Below are 16,856 nucleotides of genomic sequence, written 5' to 3' on the forward strand. Positions count from 1 at the left end.
AACTCGTTTACAAAAAACTTTGTTAATATTTTTTTAACATTAAAAGTAATAATATAAACCCAATTAAGATTTAAGTTTTAATCATAATTTATTAAAAATATAATATCAATCTGTACTTAATATATCAAGTTTATCTTGATAAAAATATTTTTAAATTTAATAAGACCGCAAATTATTACGGTCCCAATTTATGCTAAAAACATCAAATTTATCAAGCTTAAGATAAATATAATAAAAAATCTTTTATTTTTTATTGATTTATTAATATATTTTTTCTTGTTCTCTCCTTGTCTTAACGATAATATTATCTTCATTTAATTCTATATCATCTCTTGTTAAGACAGTATCTTTTTTAATATCCCTCTTAGCATAAGAACCTTCAGTTATTATTCCTATTGGCACATGATTTTCCTTTTTTTGAATCTTTGCATCTTCCAAAGATCCAAAAACCATATATCCACCTATGGAATCAAACTTTTCACCTTTTTTTATATCTCTTTTTGCAACAGCAACAGTTTCTGCATAGGGTTTATCCTTAGGGCAAATAGTTGAATCACCAAGTAAAACTGCCCTCATTATTGAAGTAGGTGTTTCCAAACTTGTAAGGTGGAATGGCCTATAAATTGCAAAATTATCACCCTTGCCCATTGATAGATATTCCATTTCTTTTCTTATAAATTCATTTTTGGTTTTAATTATTGCAAAAACTCCAGGTGCTATCCCCTTAACAAAATCTACAATTCCATAAGAATTTAAAATTCCACCTTGGGATTTTAATTTTATATCATCAGCCAAGGTTTTAGGAGTTGAATGGAAAAAATGACAGCCTCTGACATCTGGTAAGAAGCCCAACGCATTACAAACTGCATTAAGTTCAATCATTGTATTTGTTCCATCAACAAAAGATGTCAACATTCTTTTATTAATTCCTCGTCTTTTAGCATCTTGTGCTAAATCATCTTGTGTTGCATAATTATCAAGAGCGTTGTTTTTACCTTTTCCCAAAACTAATACTTCAAAACCACAATTTTTACAAAAATCATAAAGGTCTACAATAGCTCCAGGTTCATCTCCAGCAGTTCCGGAATAAATAATACCACTTTCTTTAGCTAAATCTTTTAAATATGGACCTACTGTAGCATCCATTTCTACATTTAAACTAACTATATTGACTTTATTTTTTATGGCGCAAAGAGAAATTTGGCATCCCACATCTGTAACACCTGTGCAATCAACAAGACAATCGCTAATAGTTGCTGGTATAAAATTATCAAGGGTGCCAACGTATTTATTTTCTTTTATAGCTATTCTAGCCTTATCTATGTCATTAGTTAAAATATATCTATCTTCAGGAATTTTTGCTATGGCAAAAGCCTCTGTAAGAGATTCTTTTCTTCTAGCAGAAATAATAGATGGACCAAAAGCTTCTAAAATATTCAAAGTTGTTAATAAGGACTTGCCCATTATTCCTAGTCCTACTATTCCAACACATATATTTCCATGTTCTTTTAATTTATTTTGCAAATAATTCATATTGCCTCCGTTAGTAATTAAAATTCTTACTTAAAGTATAGGCACAAGCAAAAGCGAAATGTAAATTATAGCCTCCGCATTCTCCATCAACATCAAGAGCTTCACCTATTATATATAATCCGTCACAAATTTTGGAAGAGAAATCAAAGGGAGAAACTTCTGAGATATCCACTCCCCCTCTAGTAACCTGTGAATTTTCAAATCCTGTCGTACCCTTTACATAAAACTTAGAATTGAAAAGAATATCAATAATATCACTGTAATATTTTTCCAAAAAGTTAAGTGGTGTATTTGATTTAATTCCCAATGTTTCCAAAATATAATGTATAAATTTTTTATCTACAAGACCTAATAAAAACTCATCAATACTATAATCATTAAACATATAAAAAGAGGAAAATATTTCTTCCTTGTCAATTTTATCACTATAATTTATAAGTGGCATTTCAATGTATAAGTCATTATATTCTGATAATTTTACAGATATATCAAGTATAGGTGGCCCACTAATACCATAAGATGTAAAAAGTAAATCGCCATACTTCTCTATTATTAATTTTTCTTTTGAATATAACTTAACCTTTCCAACCACCTTTGTTCCCTGAAGGTGTTTTAGATAAGCTGACTCAAGTTTAATCTGAGTGAGTGCTGGAAAAATCGGACTAACTCTGTGTCCCAATTTTTTTAAGATTTTGAAAAAAGAACCATCACTACCAGATTTTGGCATGGAAGAGCCTCCACAAGCAACAATAAGCTTATGGCAATAAAATTCTCCCTTGTTAGTTATGAGTTTAAATTTATCTTTTTCTTTACTTACGGATAAAACTTCAGTGTCAGTATTAATACAGATATTCTTTTCAGAAAGTTTTTTCATCAAAATACTCAAAACTGAATTTGCCTTCAAAGTTATAGGATAAATTCTATTATTTTCAACACAGCTATAAAGCCCCATCATCTTAAAATAATTGACAAGGTCTGTATTTGAAAAACTATCAATAGCATTTTTTACAAACTCAGGCTTATTATAATTATTTTCACTTAAATTAATGTTAGAGTAATTACACCTACCATTGCCAGTTACTAATAATTTTTTACCTATTCTTGAATTTTTCTCTAAAATTCTTACATTGTTATTATATTTTTTTAAATTTATAGCGGCAAAAATACCAGAGGCACCGCCACCGATAATTATTATATCCATAAGTCCTCTAAAAATTTATTATATATAAAAATATACGTTTTTACAACATTTGAACCTATTTTAAAGAAAGATTTATTATTTTTATTTTTAAAAAATATGGGCTATGTATGATTATACTTGTCACTTAATATGTATATATATTTATGATAGAATAATAAAAGAATTATTATTTTTTTTAATTTGGAGATGACAAAATGAAAGACCTACTTGCTTGGGCAGGCAAAAATCAAGCCAATAAATTGGAAGATGTTATAAATGATGCAAAAAATCCTACATTTTGGGAATCTATTGATTGGTCTGATATTCTCAAAAAATTTGCTTTTGCCCTAATAATATTTATAATAGGATATTATGTTTTGAAAGTGATTAATTTACTTATAAGAAAAATTATGAACAGACATAATATTAATAAGGGGCTCACCCACTTTTTAATAAAATTCTTTTCATTTTTTTACTTATTCGTATTATTTACAATAATTGCAGGAAATCTCGGCTTTAAAATAACTTCTTTGATAACCTTGATTGGTTCTTTAGGTCTAGCCATTGGTCTAGCCATGCAAGGCTCACTTCAAGATTTAGCCTCAGGTATTCTTATTGTAACATTGAATAATTTTAGAGTTGGTGATTATGTCTATGTTGGTGAAAATGATAACCTATTAAAGGTTTATTCAATAAATCTTTTTAATTCCTTATTTAAAAATTCATCAAACCATATTGTAAGTTTTCCCAATTCTTATCTAACTAAGAATAAAATCACTAATCTCTCAACCCTTGATTATGTTTATTGCTCTTACTATTTTCATGTTCCTGTAGATGTTGATGTTGAACTTATAAAAACACTTTGCAAGGAAGTTTTAGATAAGGAGGAACTGATCATACACGACCAAGATTACCTAATAAAAATTTCAGAAATTACAGATTATTCCTTAAAATTTTTAATGTCTGGTCAAGTAAAAGCTAAAGATTTACTTGCTTGCCAGGGTAATCTACTAGAAGGTATGAGGCTAGCTTTTAAAGACCATGGCATTAAAGTTCCTCATCAAAAATTTATAATTTCAAATGAAGAATAAGTTTTTAAATAATAATTTAATATTTACAAAAAAGAATTTGCTTGATATGACAAATGGAGGATTTAATCAGTTCCCCATTTTTTTAATGAAGAAATAAATCCTCTAATATCTTCTTTATTTGTCCTATAATCAGTAACAAGCCTGATAATAGACTCTTTTTTATCATCAACTTCAAAAATATTTTCTTTTTTTAAAAATTCAATTTCTTCTGGATTTGACTTTAGAAAAATTTGGTTAGATTCACAAAAAATGGGTTCTCTATCTAATTTTTTTAGTTCATCTACCAATAATCTTGACATTTCCCATGCATGATGTGCATTTTTATAGTATAAACCATCAGTAAATAGTGTTTGAAATGACAAAGAAATTAAAAATGATTTTGCCATCATAGCACCTCTTTGTTTTATATAATAGCGGAAATTTTTTCTTAAATTCTCATCTAAAATTACAATTGCTTCACCAAAAATTGCTCCATTTTTTGTTCCACCTATAGAAAATATATGAGAGTATTTCCCATAATCTTCTAATTTGCTATTATTTGCTGCCATTGCATGAGCAAGTCTTGCCCCATCAATATATAAATATAGACCATTATCAACGCAAAAATCATATAATTTTTTAATTTCATCTATCGAATAAACTGTACCCTTTTCAGTTGTTTGGGATATATATACAACTTTAATTTTTACATCAATTTCTTCACTCATATTATTTATGAGATTTTTAATCTGATGGACTTTCATTTTTCCATCAGGGCTAGTTATGTTTATAACCTTGTGACCTGTTGCTTCAATTGAACCTGTTTCATGGTGACTTATATGACCACTATCAAGAGCTAATACCGCTTCATAGGGTCTTAGAGCAAAAGTGGTAGCTAAAATATTTGCAGCCGTTCCCCCAGAAATAAACTCAATCTGAGAATCTCTTTTTATTTCATTTTTTAACAATTGTCTGACATTATTTGAAATTTCATCAAGTCCATATCCACAATAATTATTGTCAAAAATTTTTTGCATATTTTCATAAATTTCCTTACAACCAAAATCCTTATAATCATTTAAAAAATTATTCATAAAACACCTCATATTTATCATACCCAAAAATAAAAACTCCACCCTTACAACTATATGCTCTGGATGGAGTGGTAAAATTATGATATTTATTTTAAAAAAATTAGTGGTTGAGCCTTAAGCTCTAAATTTTAACAATAAAATTTATAAAAAAATTATTGAATGAGTCAAAATATTTATTACCACATTTGCAACAAATGTTGAAGCAATAAACTCACAAAAGTTATACCTATAAAACAAGAAAAACCGAGAACTATAGGCTTGCCACCATTTTTTATCAGCTTAACAATATCAGTATTTAAACCGATAGCTGCCATTGCCATAACAATAAAAAATTTTGATAATTCCTTAAAAGGAGCAAATATAGCTATATCATAACCAATTTTTAAAGCAATTGTAGTTATAACACTAGCTAATACAAAATAAATAATAAAGAAGGGAAAAATTTGTTTAAGTGATGGTTTCTCACTTGTTTTTGTATTTGAATTTTTAGCCCTGTAGATAGCTATAGCAAGTGTTATAGGTATAATAGCAAGTGTTCTTGTAAGTTTAACAGTTACAGCCTTGTCAAGAGTTTGAGTGCCTAAGTTATATAAATTATCCCAAGTTGAAGCAGCAGCAGTAACTGAGGATGTATCATTTACAGCAGTACCTGCAAAAATTCCAAAAGCTTGACCACTTGTTGTTGAAAAACCAATTAATGAGCCAAAAGTCGGAAAAATAAGTGCAGCAAGTAAATTAAAGAAAAAAATAACTGATATGGCTTGGGCAACTTCATCTTCTGAAGCATCTATACATGGAGCAGTTGCAGCAATTGCAGAACCCCCACAAATTGATGAACCTACACCTATTAAAGTTGTAATATTTTTGTCCATTTTTCCAAATTTATACCATAAAAAAGCTATAATTAATGACGTAGAAATAGTAGATAGAATAATTGGAAGTGATTCTTTGCCAGTTTCTAAAACTACGCTTAAATTCATACCAAATCCCAAAAAAATAACTGCATATTGTAATATTTTTTTTGATGTAAATTTTATCCCATCATTAAAAACAGACTTATCCTTCATGAAAAACCCTACAAACATACCTAATAGGATTGCAAGAACAGCTCCTCCAATTATAGGAAAAATTTTACCTAAATAATGACATGGAAGGGCAAGAGTAAAGCAAAGGAGTATACCCTTTAAATTTTTTTTAATAAAACTATTCATTTTTTCTTTAATCTCCTTATTAATTATTTTGCAAATTTGTATTTGCAATCATTTTTAAAATAAAAATAAAAACTATTATACTTTTTGCTAAAGTATAATTTTTAGCACTTAAAAATTATAACAAGAATTTTCTATAATGTATAATTATAAATATTTACATATCTATAAATATTTGTTATGATGAAAAAAGGTGATAAAATGTTAGATTATAGGACAAATACTTTTATAACACTATGCCAATGTATGAATTTTACCAAAGCTGCCCAAAAACTAAACCTAACCCAACCGGCAGTATCAGGTCATATAAAATATTTAGAAAATTTTTACCAAGCAAAACTTTTTATTAGAGATAAAAAATCATTAGTTTTGACAGACCAAGGAAAAATTTTATACATGGCATTAAATTCTATGGCAAATGACCAAGTTAAAATTAAAAATATTATCAGTAAAAATACGGTAAAAAACAAAAAGATTTCACTGGGTCTAACCAGAACAATTGCAGAATTTACCGTTTTAGATAGACTAATAGAATTTATTTCAAAAGAAAAAAATAGCGACTTCTACATTCATTACAAAAATACCAAAGATATACTTGAAGATTTGGAAAAAGGAAAAATAGACTTCGCAATAATAGAAGGATTTTTAAAAAGTCAAAATTACTATGTAAAAAAATTTAAAAGTGAAAAATACATATGTATAGCTAATAAAAATCACAAATTTAGAAATAAAATTAATAATCTCTCAGATTTATTATCAGAAAGATTGATTATTAGAGAAGAAGGTTCCGGAACCCTAGCAATATTAAAAAATATGCTGGCAATTCAAAATTTATCCCTAAAAGATTTTAAAAATATAATTCAAGTTAATAATATGCACGCCATAGTAGAACTCTTAGAAAAAGATTGCGGCATAAGTTTTCTTTTTGAATCTGCCGTTAAAAAGCATTTGGAAAATAAGGAATTTATTTCAGTTAATCTAAAAGACTTTAAAGTATCCCATGATTTCTCCTTTGTGTGTAACAAAAACTCCATATTTATAGACGATTATTTAGAATTATTTAATAGCTTTGTAGAAAAAAATAAAAACATATAGGGGCTTTAAATTAGGGACTTTAGAAAACTGTTTTAGGAAGTCTTTAGGTGGAAAAAAGCTATAATTTTAAATTCATAGGCTTTTTATTTGGGAGCATTGTTTATATTGGGGATATTTTAAGTTAGGTAGAGCTTCATAAATACAAGAACCTTAGTCTGATTTTGAATGCCCCAGAGAGAGCTTAAATGGCTTCTCTATTAGTCTAGACACACCAAAAAATCACACATTTTGATAAAATATAAAAGGAGGTACTTATGCCATTTGAAATAGTGAGAAATAACATAGTAAATATAAAAGTGGATGCAATTGTAAATACAGCAAATCCTAAACCTATAGTAGGTGGCGGAGTAGATAGTGAGATTCACAAAGGTGCAGGACCGGAGCTTCTAATTGCAAGAAAGAAAATCGGAGACATTGGCTTTGGCAAAGCCTTTATAACATCTGCATATAATTTAAAGGCAAAATATGTAATTCACACTTCAACTCCATCTTGGGAGGGTGGATATAAGGGGGAAGGAGAAATACTTTCAGATTGCATTAAAAACTCTTTAAACTTGGCAAAAGAAAAGGACTGCGACTCCATAGCCATGCCTTTGATCGGAACAGGAACCTGTGGATATCCAAGCGACTTGGCGCTTCAAATTACCATTAAAGAAGTGAGCGAATTTTTATTAAAAAACGAAATGCACATATACCTTGCAGTCTTTTCAAAGGATGCCTTTTCATTGTCAAAAAAACTCTTTAAGTCGGTAAAAGAATATATTTCAGAAAACTACGTTGAAGAAAAAATAAATAAAGAATACATAGGCTCATTTCGCAGAAAATATAGTTTAGAGGCTAACAATGTGCAACCCTTTATCCAAGACAGTGAATGTATAGAAGACATTTTAAAAAATTTGGACGAAGGATTCTCCAAGACCTTATTAAGACTAATAGACAACTCCGGCAAGACGGATCCTGAAGTTTATAAAAAGGCAAATATTGACAGAAAGCTTTTTTCCAAAATCAAAAATAATCCCGAATATCGTCCCTCAAAGACCACCGCAATAGCCTTTGCCTTGGCATTAGAACTGAATAAGGATGGGATGGAAGATTTAATAGGAAGAGCAGGCTATGCCCTCACAAGAAGTAGCAAGTTTGACCTAATAATTGAATATTTTATCGAAAGAAAAAATTACAACATTTTAGAAATAAACGAAGCATTATTTGCCTTCGACCAACCTTTAATCGGAGGATAAATGTCGCCTTGAAAGTGACCTAAATCTCTTCTTTATCTTTTACAATATAGTAAAAGAAAGGAAGGATAATAATGATAGAACTTGTATTTATATTAGATAAGAGTGGCTCAATGCAAGGCTTGGAAAAGGACACAATAGGTGGCTTTAACTCTATGATCGAAAGGCAAAAAAAAGAAGAGGGAGAAGCATATGTATCCACAATATTATTTAACGAAGAAAGTAAAGTTATACACGACAGAGTGTCCATAAAAGATGTTCCAAAACTCACAGAGGAAGAATACTATGTAGAAGGTTGCACCGCACTACTTGATGCAGTGGGAGAAGCCATAAAACACATAGGAAACATTCACAAGTATGCTCGCAAAGAAGATGTGCCAGATAAGACATTATTTGTAATCACAACAGACGGCATGGAAAACGCCAGCAGAAGGTACAGTTACAAAGAAGTAAAAAGACTAATCACCAAGCAAAGAGAGAAATATGGCTGGGAATTTATCTTATTAGGTTCAAACATAGACGCAGAAGGAGAAGGAGAAAAGTTTGGCATAAAAAGAGAAATGGCGGTAAACTATCACAGCGACGAAAAAGGCACAGAACTAAACTACAGAGTCATAGGCGATGCCATAAGCTATGTAAGAAGAAACAAAGGAAGAGTCGACAAACACTGGAAAGACGAAATCACAGAAGACTACAAAAACAGAAAAGACAAAAGATGAAAACAATTAAAGAAAAGCTTTGTTAATGGGGATATTCGCAAGTATTTAAGCTTGCGTCTATCCTCTTTAATATAAAATGGAAATTTAAATAAGGCTTAATCTACTTCATTTTAGTACTAAAAATCGGCACAAAGGTTAATTTCTTCATGCCGATTAGATTTTGTAAAAATACTTTATTTATATTTCCTAAGTTCTTATTTTTCTTTACCTATTTTTTTAAAATAGTCTATTATTTCTTTTTCATAGCCTATATTTTTTGGTTTATAATATTTTTTATCTTTAAGTTCATAAGGAAGGTAGTCTTGTTTGACGTATGAATTTTCGTAATCATGAGGATATAAATATTTTTCATGGCTTTTGTTTGCTGGATTATTTTTATCTATGAGATATATTGGTATCGTTGACTTTCCTTCTTCTTTGATATCTGAAATTGCCTCATTTATTCCACGATATGCTGCGTTTGATTTTACAGAGGATGCCAGATATGTGGCGCATTGTCCTAAAATAATTCTAGCTTCAGGCATTCCCACTGCATTGATATTTTGAAAGCAAGCAGATGCTACAACCATAGCCATGGGATTTGCATTTCCTACATCTTCTGATGCAAAAATTATCATTCTTCTTGCTATAAATTTTATATCTTCTCCAGATTCAAGCATTTTGGCTAAATAGTATAGGGCTGCATCAGGATCTGTACCCCTTAGAGATTTTATAAAAGCTGAAATTGTATCATAATGTTCGTTGCCACCATTGTCATACAATAATTTTTTTCTTTGCATGGAATTTTCGAGAACATCTAAAGTTAGATTAACTTCATTGTCAACTTTATCTGTTGATAATACTGCAATTTCTAAAGAATTTAGAAGAAATCTACCATCGCCCGATGAATTTCTGATTAAAAATTCTCTTGCTTGTTCAGACAAATTAATTTTTAAATTTCCAAAGCCTTTGATTTTATCACTGATCGCCCTGTCAATTAATTTATTCATGTCTTTATTTTCTAATGCTTTTAAATTTAATATTTGCAATCTGGACAAAAGTGCTTTATTAACTTCAAAATATGGGTTTTCAGTGGTTGCTCCAATAAGTATAATTATTCCTCGCTCTACATAGGGCAAGAGTGCGTCTTGTTGGGTTTTATTAAATCTGTGAATTTCATCAATAAATACGATAGTTTCTATATTTGAAAATTTGAAATCATCTTGAGCTTTATTTAGGACTTCTCTCAATTCTTTGATGTTTGATGTAACCGCAGAAAGTTCCACGAAGTTTTTATTTGTTAAATTAGCAATTATTTTTGCAAGGGTTGTCTTTCCTACTCCTGGAGGTCCATAAAAAAGCAAGGAATTTACCCTGTCACTCTTAATAAGTCTAGAGAGAAATTTCCCTTGACCTATAATATGGTCTTGACCAACAAATTCTTCTAAATTTTTTGGTCTTAGCCTATCGGCAAGGGGCGACTTATTATTAAGATTTTTTTCCATAGATAAGTCAAATAGATTCATTTTTATTTATTATTTTTTCCAATTCATCAACAAAAGTTTGTAAGTCTTTAAATTCTCTATAAACTGAGGCGAATCGCACATAAGAAACCTCATCTAATTTTTTTAGTTCTTCCATAACCATCTCACCCACATCTTTGGAGTAGATTTCTTTTTTCATTGAATTTTGAATGTTTTTTTCAATCCTATCGCTTGCATTCTCGATTTTTTCTCTTGATACAGGTCTTTTTTCACATGATTTTATCATTCCATTTATTATTTTATCTCTATCAAAAGCTTGCCTTGTCCCATCTTTTTTTATAACCATAATGGGAGATGATTCTATCTTTTCATAAGTTGTAAATCTCCCCTTACATTTTAAACATTCTCTTCTTCTTCTTATTGTATTATCTTCAGTTGGTCTTGTATCAACTACCTTAGAATCTTCATAAGCACAAAATGGACACTTCATAATTACCCCTATTCAAAAACCCCAACTCTTCATATTCAGTTCAAATAAAAAATTAGGGTTATATTAGTTCATAATAAATTGAGCGGACATAAAATCCGCTCATAATTTCAATAAAACAAATTATTTGTTTCTATTAATTTTTAAGAATGATGGAATTTTTAATTCTCCATTGTCTTCTTCTTCATTTTCTTTTAAATTTCTTGCAACAAGGTTTGGTTTTTTCTTATCATCCTTCTTGCTATCATCTTTATATTGGTCAAATTCTGTTGCTATTACTGTAATCTTAACTTGATCTTTAAGAGTTTCGTCAATTCCTGCTCCGAAAATAATGTTAGCATCTTCATCTACACATTCACGAATAAGATCTGCAGCTTCGTTAACTTCAAAAATTCCAAGATCATTTCCTGCAGTAATATTAAGTAATACTGATTTTGCTCCTTCAATAGAAGTTTCAAGAAGAGGTGAATTTATTGCAAGTTTTGCAGCTTCAGTTGCTCTATCATCTCCTGATGCAATTCCTATACCCATATGTGCTATACCCTTGTCTTGCATTATTGTCTTAACATCAGCAAAGTCAAGATTAATTAAATTAGGTACAGAAATTAAATCAGAAATACCTTGAATACCTTGTTTTAAAATTTCATCAGCCATTTCGAAAGCTTCAGAAAAACTTGTCTTTTTATCAGCGATTGATAATAATCTGTCGTTAGGAATTATAACCAAAGTATCAACTTTATCCTTTAAAGCAGAAATTCCTCTTGCTGCAGACTTAGATCTCTTCATACCTTCAAAAGCAAAAGGTTTTGTTACAACACCAACAGTAAGTATTCCAAGTTCTTTAGCAATTTCTGCTATAACAGGAGCAGCTCCTGTTCCTGTTCCTCCGCCCATACCAGCTGTTATAAATACCATATCAGTATCTTTTAATGATTCTTTAATTTCATCAATTGATTCTTCGGCTGATTCTTGTCCTACATCAGGATTAGCTCCTGCACCAAGACCTTTTGTTACTTTCTCGCCAATTTGAATTTTATTATCTGCTAAGGAAGATTTAAGCGCTTGTCTATCAGTATTGAAAGCATAAAATTCAACACCCTTAATACCGGCACTAATCATTCTGTTTACAGCATTATTTCCGCCACCGCCGACGCCAACAACTTTAATCTTGGCAAAATCATCATGATCCATATCAAATTCCAACATATATATCCTCCTCATATGATAAAATACTTATAGTCTATTTTTAATTACTCTATGCATTAATCTTATTTTATAGAAAATAAGTCAAATAGTCAACAATAAAGTAATAAATTGAAAATAATAATGCTTTCAAGTATTTTTATCAATTATCTTATTAATATTATTTTTTAATTTTTATTATTAATTACCTTTTGTTTGACATCATTATTTATAACTACAGATGTATCTTTAGAAGTATTATTATCGAAAATATCCTCTTCCTTAGTATCTTTTTCAACAACAATTGGATTTTCAGATTTTTCCATTTCAATAAGGCTTACATTTTTACCTGTATTTTTGATATCTTCCAGTATTAATTTTAACATATTAAGCTTATAATCAATATTGTTATAAGACCCAAATTCAACTTTAATTCCATCTACTGTGACAAAAGTTGAGATTGAATCTAAAAGTGATACTGATTTTATATTACCTTCTAAATTAAACTTGCTATCTCTTAATTTTTCTAAAAGCATTACCTTCTCTTGAGAATCTTTATCTCTTAAAATATAATCCCCAACTTTTAAATTTTCAATATCTAGTCCATAAATATCCATTAGATTTGAATTTTTATCTTTAGTTGTGTCAATAATTCTAAAATCACTATCAATTAAATTATAATCTTTTTTTTGAATCTGATAATAGGGTTTTCTTTCTACTATATTTATATTTACCTTACCACCAAGATTAAAGGTCAGCTTAACATCCTTAACATAAGGAATAGATTTAATTGAATTTATTCTATCCTTTTTAGAAATGTTATAGAATTTATCTGCTGGTCCGAGTTTCGCCTTTCTCAAAACCTCTTCTCTTTTTACCTTTTCAATACCAGAAATATTTATATCTTTTACTTTAAATAAGCTGGAATGTCTTATAGCAAACAAAATTAAAAAAATAATTGTAAAAAAAATAAAAAATCTTGTGAAAATTCTAAAAATCCTCCTAAATTTTCTATTCTTTTTTCTTTTAATTTTCTTTAATTTTCCCATAACACCACTCGATTTATTTAAATTTTATAATTTCCCTTACAATTTCAGAAACGGCATCAGGATTACCCATTTTTTTAGAATTCTCAGCCATTTTTTTTCTTAAATCATCATTATTTAAAATTTCTTCTATATTATCATATAAAAGCTTTCCTGTTAACTTATCTTCAGTAATTATTTGACTGGCATTTATATCTTTATAAGAATTTGCATTAAATACTTGGTGATTTCCAGCAGTATATGACTTTGGTATTAAAATTGAAGCAAGTCCTACCGCAGAAATTTCAGCCAAAGTCATTGCCGATGAAGATGCAATAACAAGATCTGCAGCCATTAAATATTTAGGCACTTCAAAAGAGTAATCAAATATTTTTACATTTTCAGGAATTTCTAAATCTTTCATAAATCCCTCATAATGCTCTCTTCCAGTAACATGAACAAGTTTGAAGTCTATATTATAATCTCCTTTTATAATTTCTTTTATAGCATCGTTAGTTGATTCTTGTCCTCCACTACCGCCAAAAGAAAATACCAATTTATCTTCTGCCTTCAATCCGAGTTCTTGTCTTTTTTTATTCCTATCTAAGTGTGAAAAATCATTTCTTATAGGATTGCCAGTAAAAATAACATTTGAATTTTTAAAATATTTTTTAGCTTCTTTAAAATTTAAAAATACTAAGTCAGCCTTTCTAGATAAAAATCTATTTGTCTTTCCAGGATAGGCATTTTGTTCCTGAATCATTGTTTTTATTCCCTTTTGTTGGGCTTTTAATACAATTGGGCAACAAACATAGCCACCTGTTCCTATAACAAAATCAGGTTTAAAATCATTAATAATTTTTGTAGACTCACTTAGTCCTCTCATTAAATTAACCATAGTTATAAAAGTTTCTTTATTAATTTTTTTGCGAGGTAAACCTGAAATATGAATAGGTCTAAAATCATATCCCTTTTTTCCCACAAGCTCTTCTTCTAAAGAATCTTTTTTTCCAACATATATAATTTCTGCATCTTTATCTTGTTTTGTTAATTCATCACAAATGGCAAGTGCCGGATAAATATGACCTCCTGTACCGCCACCACTTAAAATATATTTCATCAATTACCATCCTTTGATATTTTTAGCAATAATCCTACGGCTACCATACTCATAACAAGGGCAGTTCCTCCATAGGAAATAAAGGGTAAAGTTATACCTGTTACTGGCAATATTTTACAGGTTACACCTATATTAAAAAATGCCTGTATTCCTATGTAAGTTGTTATACCTATGGCGGTAAATTTATAAAATAAGTCATCCGTTTGAGTAGCTATTTTAAAACCCCTATATATTAATATCAAGTAAAGAATAATTAAAACTAAGGCTCCTACAAATCCGAACTCCTCACATATTACCGAAAAAATAAAATCAGTATGGGCTTCTGGAAGATTTGCATATTTTTGTTTAGATTGAAAAAAACCACTTCCTGTATATCCTCCAAGAGCGATAGCATAAAGAGATTGAGTTATCTGATACAACTCATCACTGACATCGCCTTGATCAGAAGCAATTAAGCCCATAATTCTTTCTCGCCTATACTTGGAACCTGGACCCATAAGAATTAAAACAACAAGTCCTAGCCCCATTAAAAGCATGATTAAAAATTCCTTTTTAGTCATTCCTGCTGAGGTAAACATAGCAAAAAGGGCAAGTCCAATAACAATAGCAGTAGAAAAGTCCTTAATCATAATAGGAACAATGGAAAATCCCATGATCACAAGAATAGTTACAAATATAGAATCTTCCTTTATTTTATTAAAATTATTTGCTAGATACTTAGCTAAGAATAGAATTGAAGAAACTTTCAAAATATCTGATGGTTGAAAGGCAAAAATCTCTCTTCCTGCAATTTCAATTTTCAACCACCTTACTTGTCCATTTACTAATTTACCCATAGGAGTCCATAACATAAAAATCAATATTATACTTAAAAGAAAAACCCAATTAATATTTTTTTTAATAAAGTTTTTATTGACCTTTATGATAAATAAAACTGAAAAAATTCCTAATACCATCCAAACCAATTGCCTTATCAGATAGTAAAATCTATTAACATCATATTTAATTGTTGTTGGAAAAGATGCAGATGCTACTGAAACTAATCCAAAAATTAATAATGCCATTACATCAAATAAAAGAATTAAATCAACTTCTTTTATTTGACTTTTTATTTTCAATTTCAAGATTAAAGCTCCTTAACAATTTTTTTGAAATGCTTTCCTCTCTCTTCATAAGAGCTATACATATCCCAAGATGCACAGGCTGGAGATAAAAGTATTGAATCTCCTTTTTTAGCTAAGGATACACCAAGTTTTACGGCTGCTGGTAAATCTTTTACTATAAAAACTTCAATACCATAATTTTTAGCTTCTTTTGCCATCTTTGGTCCTGTTTGCCCAAACACAATTAAACTTCTAAGATTTGGGGCAATATTTTCCATAAGGCTATTGAAATCACTACCCTTATCATAACCACCGCCGATAAGTATTGTCTTATTTGTCATAGCCTTAACTGCAACAAGTGTTGAATCAGGGTTTGTACCTTTAGAATCATTGTAAAAACTTACACCATTTACTTTTTTTACAAATTCTATCCTGTGTTCAACTCCTGAAAATATTTCTATACTTTGCTTAATTATATCATTACTAACATTGAAAATCTTAGCTATTATGATAGCTCCCATAACATTTTTAACGTTGTGAATACCAGGAATTTTTATGTCTTTGATGTCAATAATCTCTTCCCTAATATCCCCATCTTTAAAAATAATCTTTCCATCATCTAAAAAGCATCCTCGTACATCTTTTTTTTCTGTTGAAAAATAATAAATATTTGATTTTAAATCCTTTAAATCTTCTCTTGACCTATCATCATAATTAATTATAGAAAAATCATCTTTGTCTTGATTTGCAAAAATCTTATATTTTGCATTTCTGTAATTATCTTCTGTTTTATGCCAATCCAAATGGTCTTTTGTTACATAAGTAAGTAATGCAACTTTTGGTTTAAATTCATGAGTGTCTTCAAGCTGAAAAGATGAAGCTTCTATTACTATAAAATCATTATTTTTTGCCTCTAAGGCAATTTCAGATATACCTCTTCCAATATTTCCCACTACATATGTTTTGTTTACTTGTCTTAAAATTTGTCCTACAAGTGTTGTGGTTGTTGTCTTGCCATTAGTGCCAGTTATTGCAATTAGATTTTTACAGGAACTTATCTTATATGCAAATTCCAAATCACTTATAATTTTTATGCCTAAATTTCTTGCCTTTTCTAAAAGAGGATGGTCTGGATATATCCCAGGACTCTTGATAATAATATCTATATTTTCTAAATCTCCATCTTTTAGCATTACAAAATCTTCTTCTATATCTTCTAAATTTAAATCTTTATTTTCATCATAGCAATAGACCTTACAGGGCATTTGATTTAGAGCTTTTAAACAAGCCCTACCTGTAATTCCTAAACCCATAACTAATATTTTTTTATCTTTAAACATAT

At 29.4% G+C, this 16,856-nt stretch carries 15 protein-coding genes; 4 read left to right on the forward strand and 11 right to left on the reverse strand.

All coding sequences use genetic code 11. The features are described from left to right. Positions 1 to 261 precede the first annotated feature (261 nt). Both F594_RS0105190 and F594_RS0105195 read right to left on the reverse strand, forming a co-directional pair. A complete protein-coding gene (locus tag F594_RS0105190; RefSeq protein ID WP_019034788.1) occupies positions 262 to 1,533 on the reverse strand; it encodes an NAD(P)H-dependent oxidoreductase in 1,272 nt (423 codons plus the stop codon). Positions 1,534 to 1,543: 10 nt separating this feature from the next. After that, positions 1,544 to 2,734, reverse strand: a complete 1,191-nt coding sequence (locus F594_RS0105195; protein ID WP_019034789.1) for an aminoacetone oxidase family FAD-binding enzyme — start codon at positions 2,732 to 2,734, stop codon at positions 1,544 to 1,546. 194 nt (positions 2,735 to 2,928) lie between these two features. Here F594_RS0105195 and F594_RS0105200 point away from each other — a divergent pair, with 194 nt between their 5' ends. Continuing rightward, positions 2,929 to 3,804 carry a mechanosensitive ion channel family protein gene (locus F594_RS0105200; protein WP_019034790.1) on the forward strand — a complete coding sequence of 292 codons (876 nt, stop codon included), beginning with the start codon at positions 2,929 to 2,931 and terminating at the stop codon, positions 3,802 to 3,804. Between the two features lie 62 nt (positions 3,805 to 3,866). Here F594_RS0105200 and F594_RS0105205 read toward each other — a convergent pair whose 3' ends face one another. Continuing rightward, positions 3,867 to 4,877, reverse strand: coding sequence for a threonine aldolase family protein (locus F594_RS0105205; RefSeq protein ID WP_019034791.1), 1,011 nt, complete (start codon positions 4,875 to 4,877; stop codon positions 3,867 to 3,869). Positions 4,878 to 5,053: 176 nt separating this feature from the next. Next, complete coding sequence (locus F594_RS0105210; protein WP_009345062.1) at positions 5,054 to 6,088, reverse strand: YeiH family protein; 1,035 nt, start codon at positions 6,086 to 6,088, stop codon at positions 5,054 to 5,056. A 198-nt stretch (positions 6,089 to 6,286) separates the two neighbouring features. Between F594_RS0105210 and F594_RS0105215 the strand changes: the two genes are divergently transcribed. The 3 genes from F594_RS0105215 to F594_RS0105225 all read left to right on the forward strand — a co-directional run bounded on the left by F594_RS0105215 (position 6,287) and on the right by F594_RS0105225 (position 9,134). Further along, a complete protein-coding gene (locus F594_RS0105215; protein WP_019034792.1) occupies positions 6,287 to 7,180 on the forward strand; it encodes a LysR family transcriptional regulator in 894 nt (297 codons plus the stop codon). A gap of 254 nt (positions 7,181 to 7,434) precedes the next feature. Further along, positions 7,435 to 8,418 carry a macro domain-containing protein gene (locus F594_RS0105220; protein WP_019034793.1) on the forward strand — a complete coding sequence of 328 codons (984 nt, stop codon included), beginning with the start codon at positions 7,435 to 7,437 and terminating at the stop codon, positions 8,416 to 8,418. 71 nt (positions 8,419 to 8,489) lie between these two features. Further along, complete coding sequence (locus tag F594_RS0105225; RefSeq protein ID WP_019034794.1) at positions 8,490 to 9,134, forward strand: vWA domain-containing protein; 645 nt, start codon at positions 8,490 to 8,492, stop codon at positions 9,132 to 9,134. Between the two features lie 194 nt (positions 9,135 to 9,328). Here F594_RS0105225 and F594_RS0105230 read toward each other — a convergent pair whose 3' ends face one another. From F594_RS0105230 to murD, 7 genes are all read right to left on the reverse strand, one after another. Beyond that, positions 9,329 to 10,639 carry a replication-associated recombination protein A gene (locus F594_RS0105230; protein ID WP_019034795.1) on the reverse strand — a complete coding sequence of 437 codons (1,311 nt, stop codon included), beginning with the start codon at positions 10,637 to 10,639 and terminating at the stop codon, positions 9,329 to 9,331. Beyond that, a complete protein-coding gene (gene nrdR, locus F594_RS0105235) occupies positions 10,626 to 11,087 on the reverse strand; it encodes a transcriptional regulator NrdR (RefSeq protein ID WP_019034796.1) in 462 nt (153 codons plus the stop codon). Before nrdR ends, F594_RS0105230 begins: the two co-directional genes overlap by 14 nt. Before the next feature lie 120 nt (positions 11,088 to 11,207). After that, positions 11,208 to 12,290, reverse strand: a complete 1,083-nt coding sequence (ftsZ, locus tag F594_RS0105240) for a cell division protein FtsZ (protein WP_019034797.1) — start codon at positions 12,288 to 12,290, stop codon at positions 11,208 to 11,210. Positions 12,291 to 12,454: 164 nt separating this feature from the next. Next, positions 12,455 to 13,315, reverse strand: a complete 861-nt coding sequence (locus F594_RS0105245) for a cell division protein FtsQ/DivIB (RefSeq protein ID WP_019034798.1) — start codon at positions 13,313 to 13,315, stop codon at positions 12,455 to 12,457. Between the two features lie 13 nt (positions 13,316 to 13,328). Beyond that, positions 13,329 to 14,411: an undecaprenyldiphospho-muramoylpentapeptide beta-N-acetylglucosaminyltransferase gene (gene murG, locus F594_RS0105250; protein WP_009345077.1), complete on the reverse strand. Its 1,083-nt coding sequence runs from the start codon at positions 14,409 to 14,411 to the stop codon at positions 13,329 to 13,331. Further along, the gene (locus tag F594_RS0105255; protein ID WP_019034799.1) at positions 14,411 to 15,535 is read right to left on the reverse strand and encodes an FtsW/RodA/SpoVE family cell cycle protein; all 1,125 of its coding nucleotides are present in this window, start codon (positions 15,533 to 15,535) and stop codon (positions 14,411 to 14,413) included. Before F594_RS0105255 ends, murG begins: the two co-directional genes overlap by 1 nt. A gap of 2 nt (positions 15,536 to 15,537) precedes the next feature. Then, positions 15,538 to 16,854 carry a UDP-N-acetylmuramoyl-L-alanine--D-glutamate ligase gene (gene murD, locus F594_RS0105260; RefSeq protein ID WP_019034800.1) on the reverse strand — a complete coding sequence of 439 codons (1,317 nt, stop codon included), beginning with the start codon at positions 16,852 to 16,854 and terminating at the stop codon, positions 15,538 to 15,540. Positions 16,855 to 16,856: the final 2 nt, after the last annotated feature.

The organism is Peptoniphilus lacrimalis DSM 7455 (genome assembly GCF_000378725.1).
Classification (GTDB): Bacteria; Bacillota; Clostridia; order Tissierellales; family Peptoniphilaceae; genus Peptoniphilus_A; species Peptoniphilus_A lacrimalis.

Coding starts and splice junctions, on each gene's coding strand:
- F594_RS0105190 (WP_019034788.1), bottom strand. CDS start 1,533: ATGAATTATTTGCAAAATAAATTAAAAGAACATGGAAATATATGTGTT.
- F594_RS0105195 (WP_019034789.1), bottom strand. CDS start 2,734: ATGGATATAATAATTATCGGTGGCGGTGCCTCTGGTATTTTTGCCGCT.
- F594_RS0105200 (WP_019034790.1), top strand. CDS start 2,929: ATGAAAGACCTACTTGCTTGGGCAGGCAAAAATCAAGCCAATAAATTG.
- F594_RS0105205 (WP_019034791.1), bottom strand. CDS start 4,877: ATGAATAATTTTTTAAATGATTATAAGGATTTTGGTTGTAAGGAAATT.
- F594_RS0105210 (WP_009345062.1), bottom strand. CDS start 6,088: ATGAATAGTTTTATTAAAAAAAATTTAAAGGGTATACTCCTTTGCTTT.
- F594_RS0105215 (WP_019034792.1), top strand. CDS start 6,287: ATGTTAGATTATAGGACAAATACTTTTATAACACTATGCCAATGTATG.
- F594_RS0105220 (WP_019034793.1), top strand. CDS start 7,435: ATGCCATTTGAAATAGTGAGAAATAACATAGTAAATATAAAAGTGGAT.
- F594_RS0105225 (WP_019034794.1), top strand. CDS start 8,490: ATGATAGAACTTGTATTTATATTAGATAAGAGTGGCTCAATGCAAGGC.
- F594_RS0105230 (WP_019034795.1), bottom strand. CDS start 10,639: ATGAATCTATTTGACTTATCTATGGAAAAAAATCTTAATAATAAGTCG.
- nrdR (WP_019034796.1), bottom strand. CDS start 11,087: ATGAAGTGTCCATTTTGTGCTTATGAAGATTCTAAGGTAGTTGATACA.
- ftsZ (WP_019034797.1), bottom strand. CDS start 12,290: ATGTTGGAATTTGATATGGATCATGATGATTTTGCCAAGATTAAAGTT.
- F594_RS0105245 (WP_019034798.1), bottom strand. CDS start 13,315: ATGGGAAAATTAAAGAAAATTAAAAGAAAAAAGAATAGAAAATTTAGG.
- murG (WP_009345077.1), bottom strand. CDS start 14,411: ATGAAATATATTTTAAGTGGTGGCGGTACAGGAGGTCATATTTATCCG.
- murD (WP_019034800.1), bottom strand. CDS start 16,854: ATGTTTAAAGATAAAAAAATATTAGTTATGGGTTTAGGAATTACAGGT.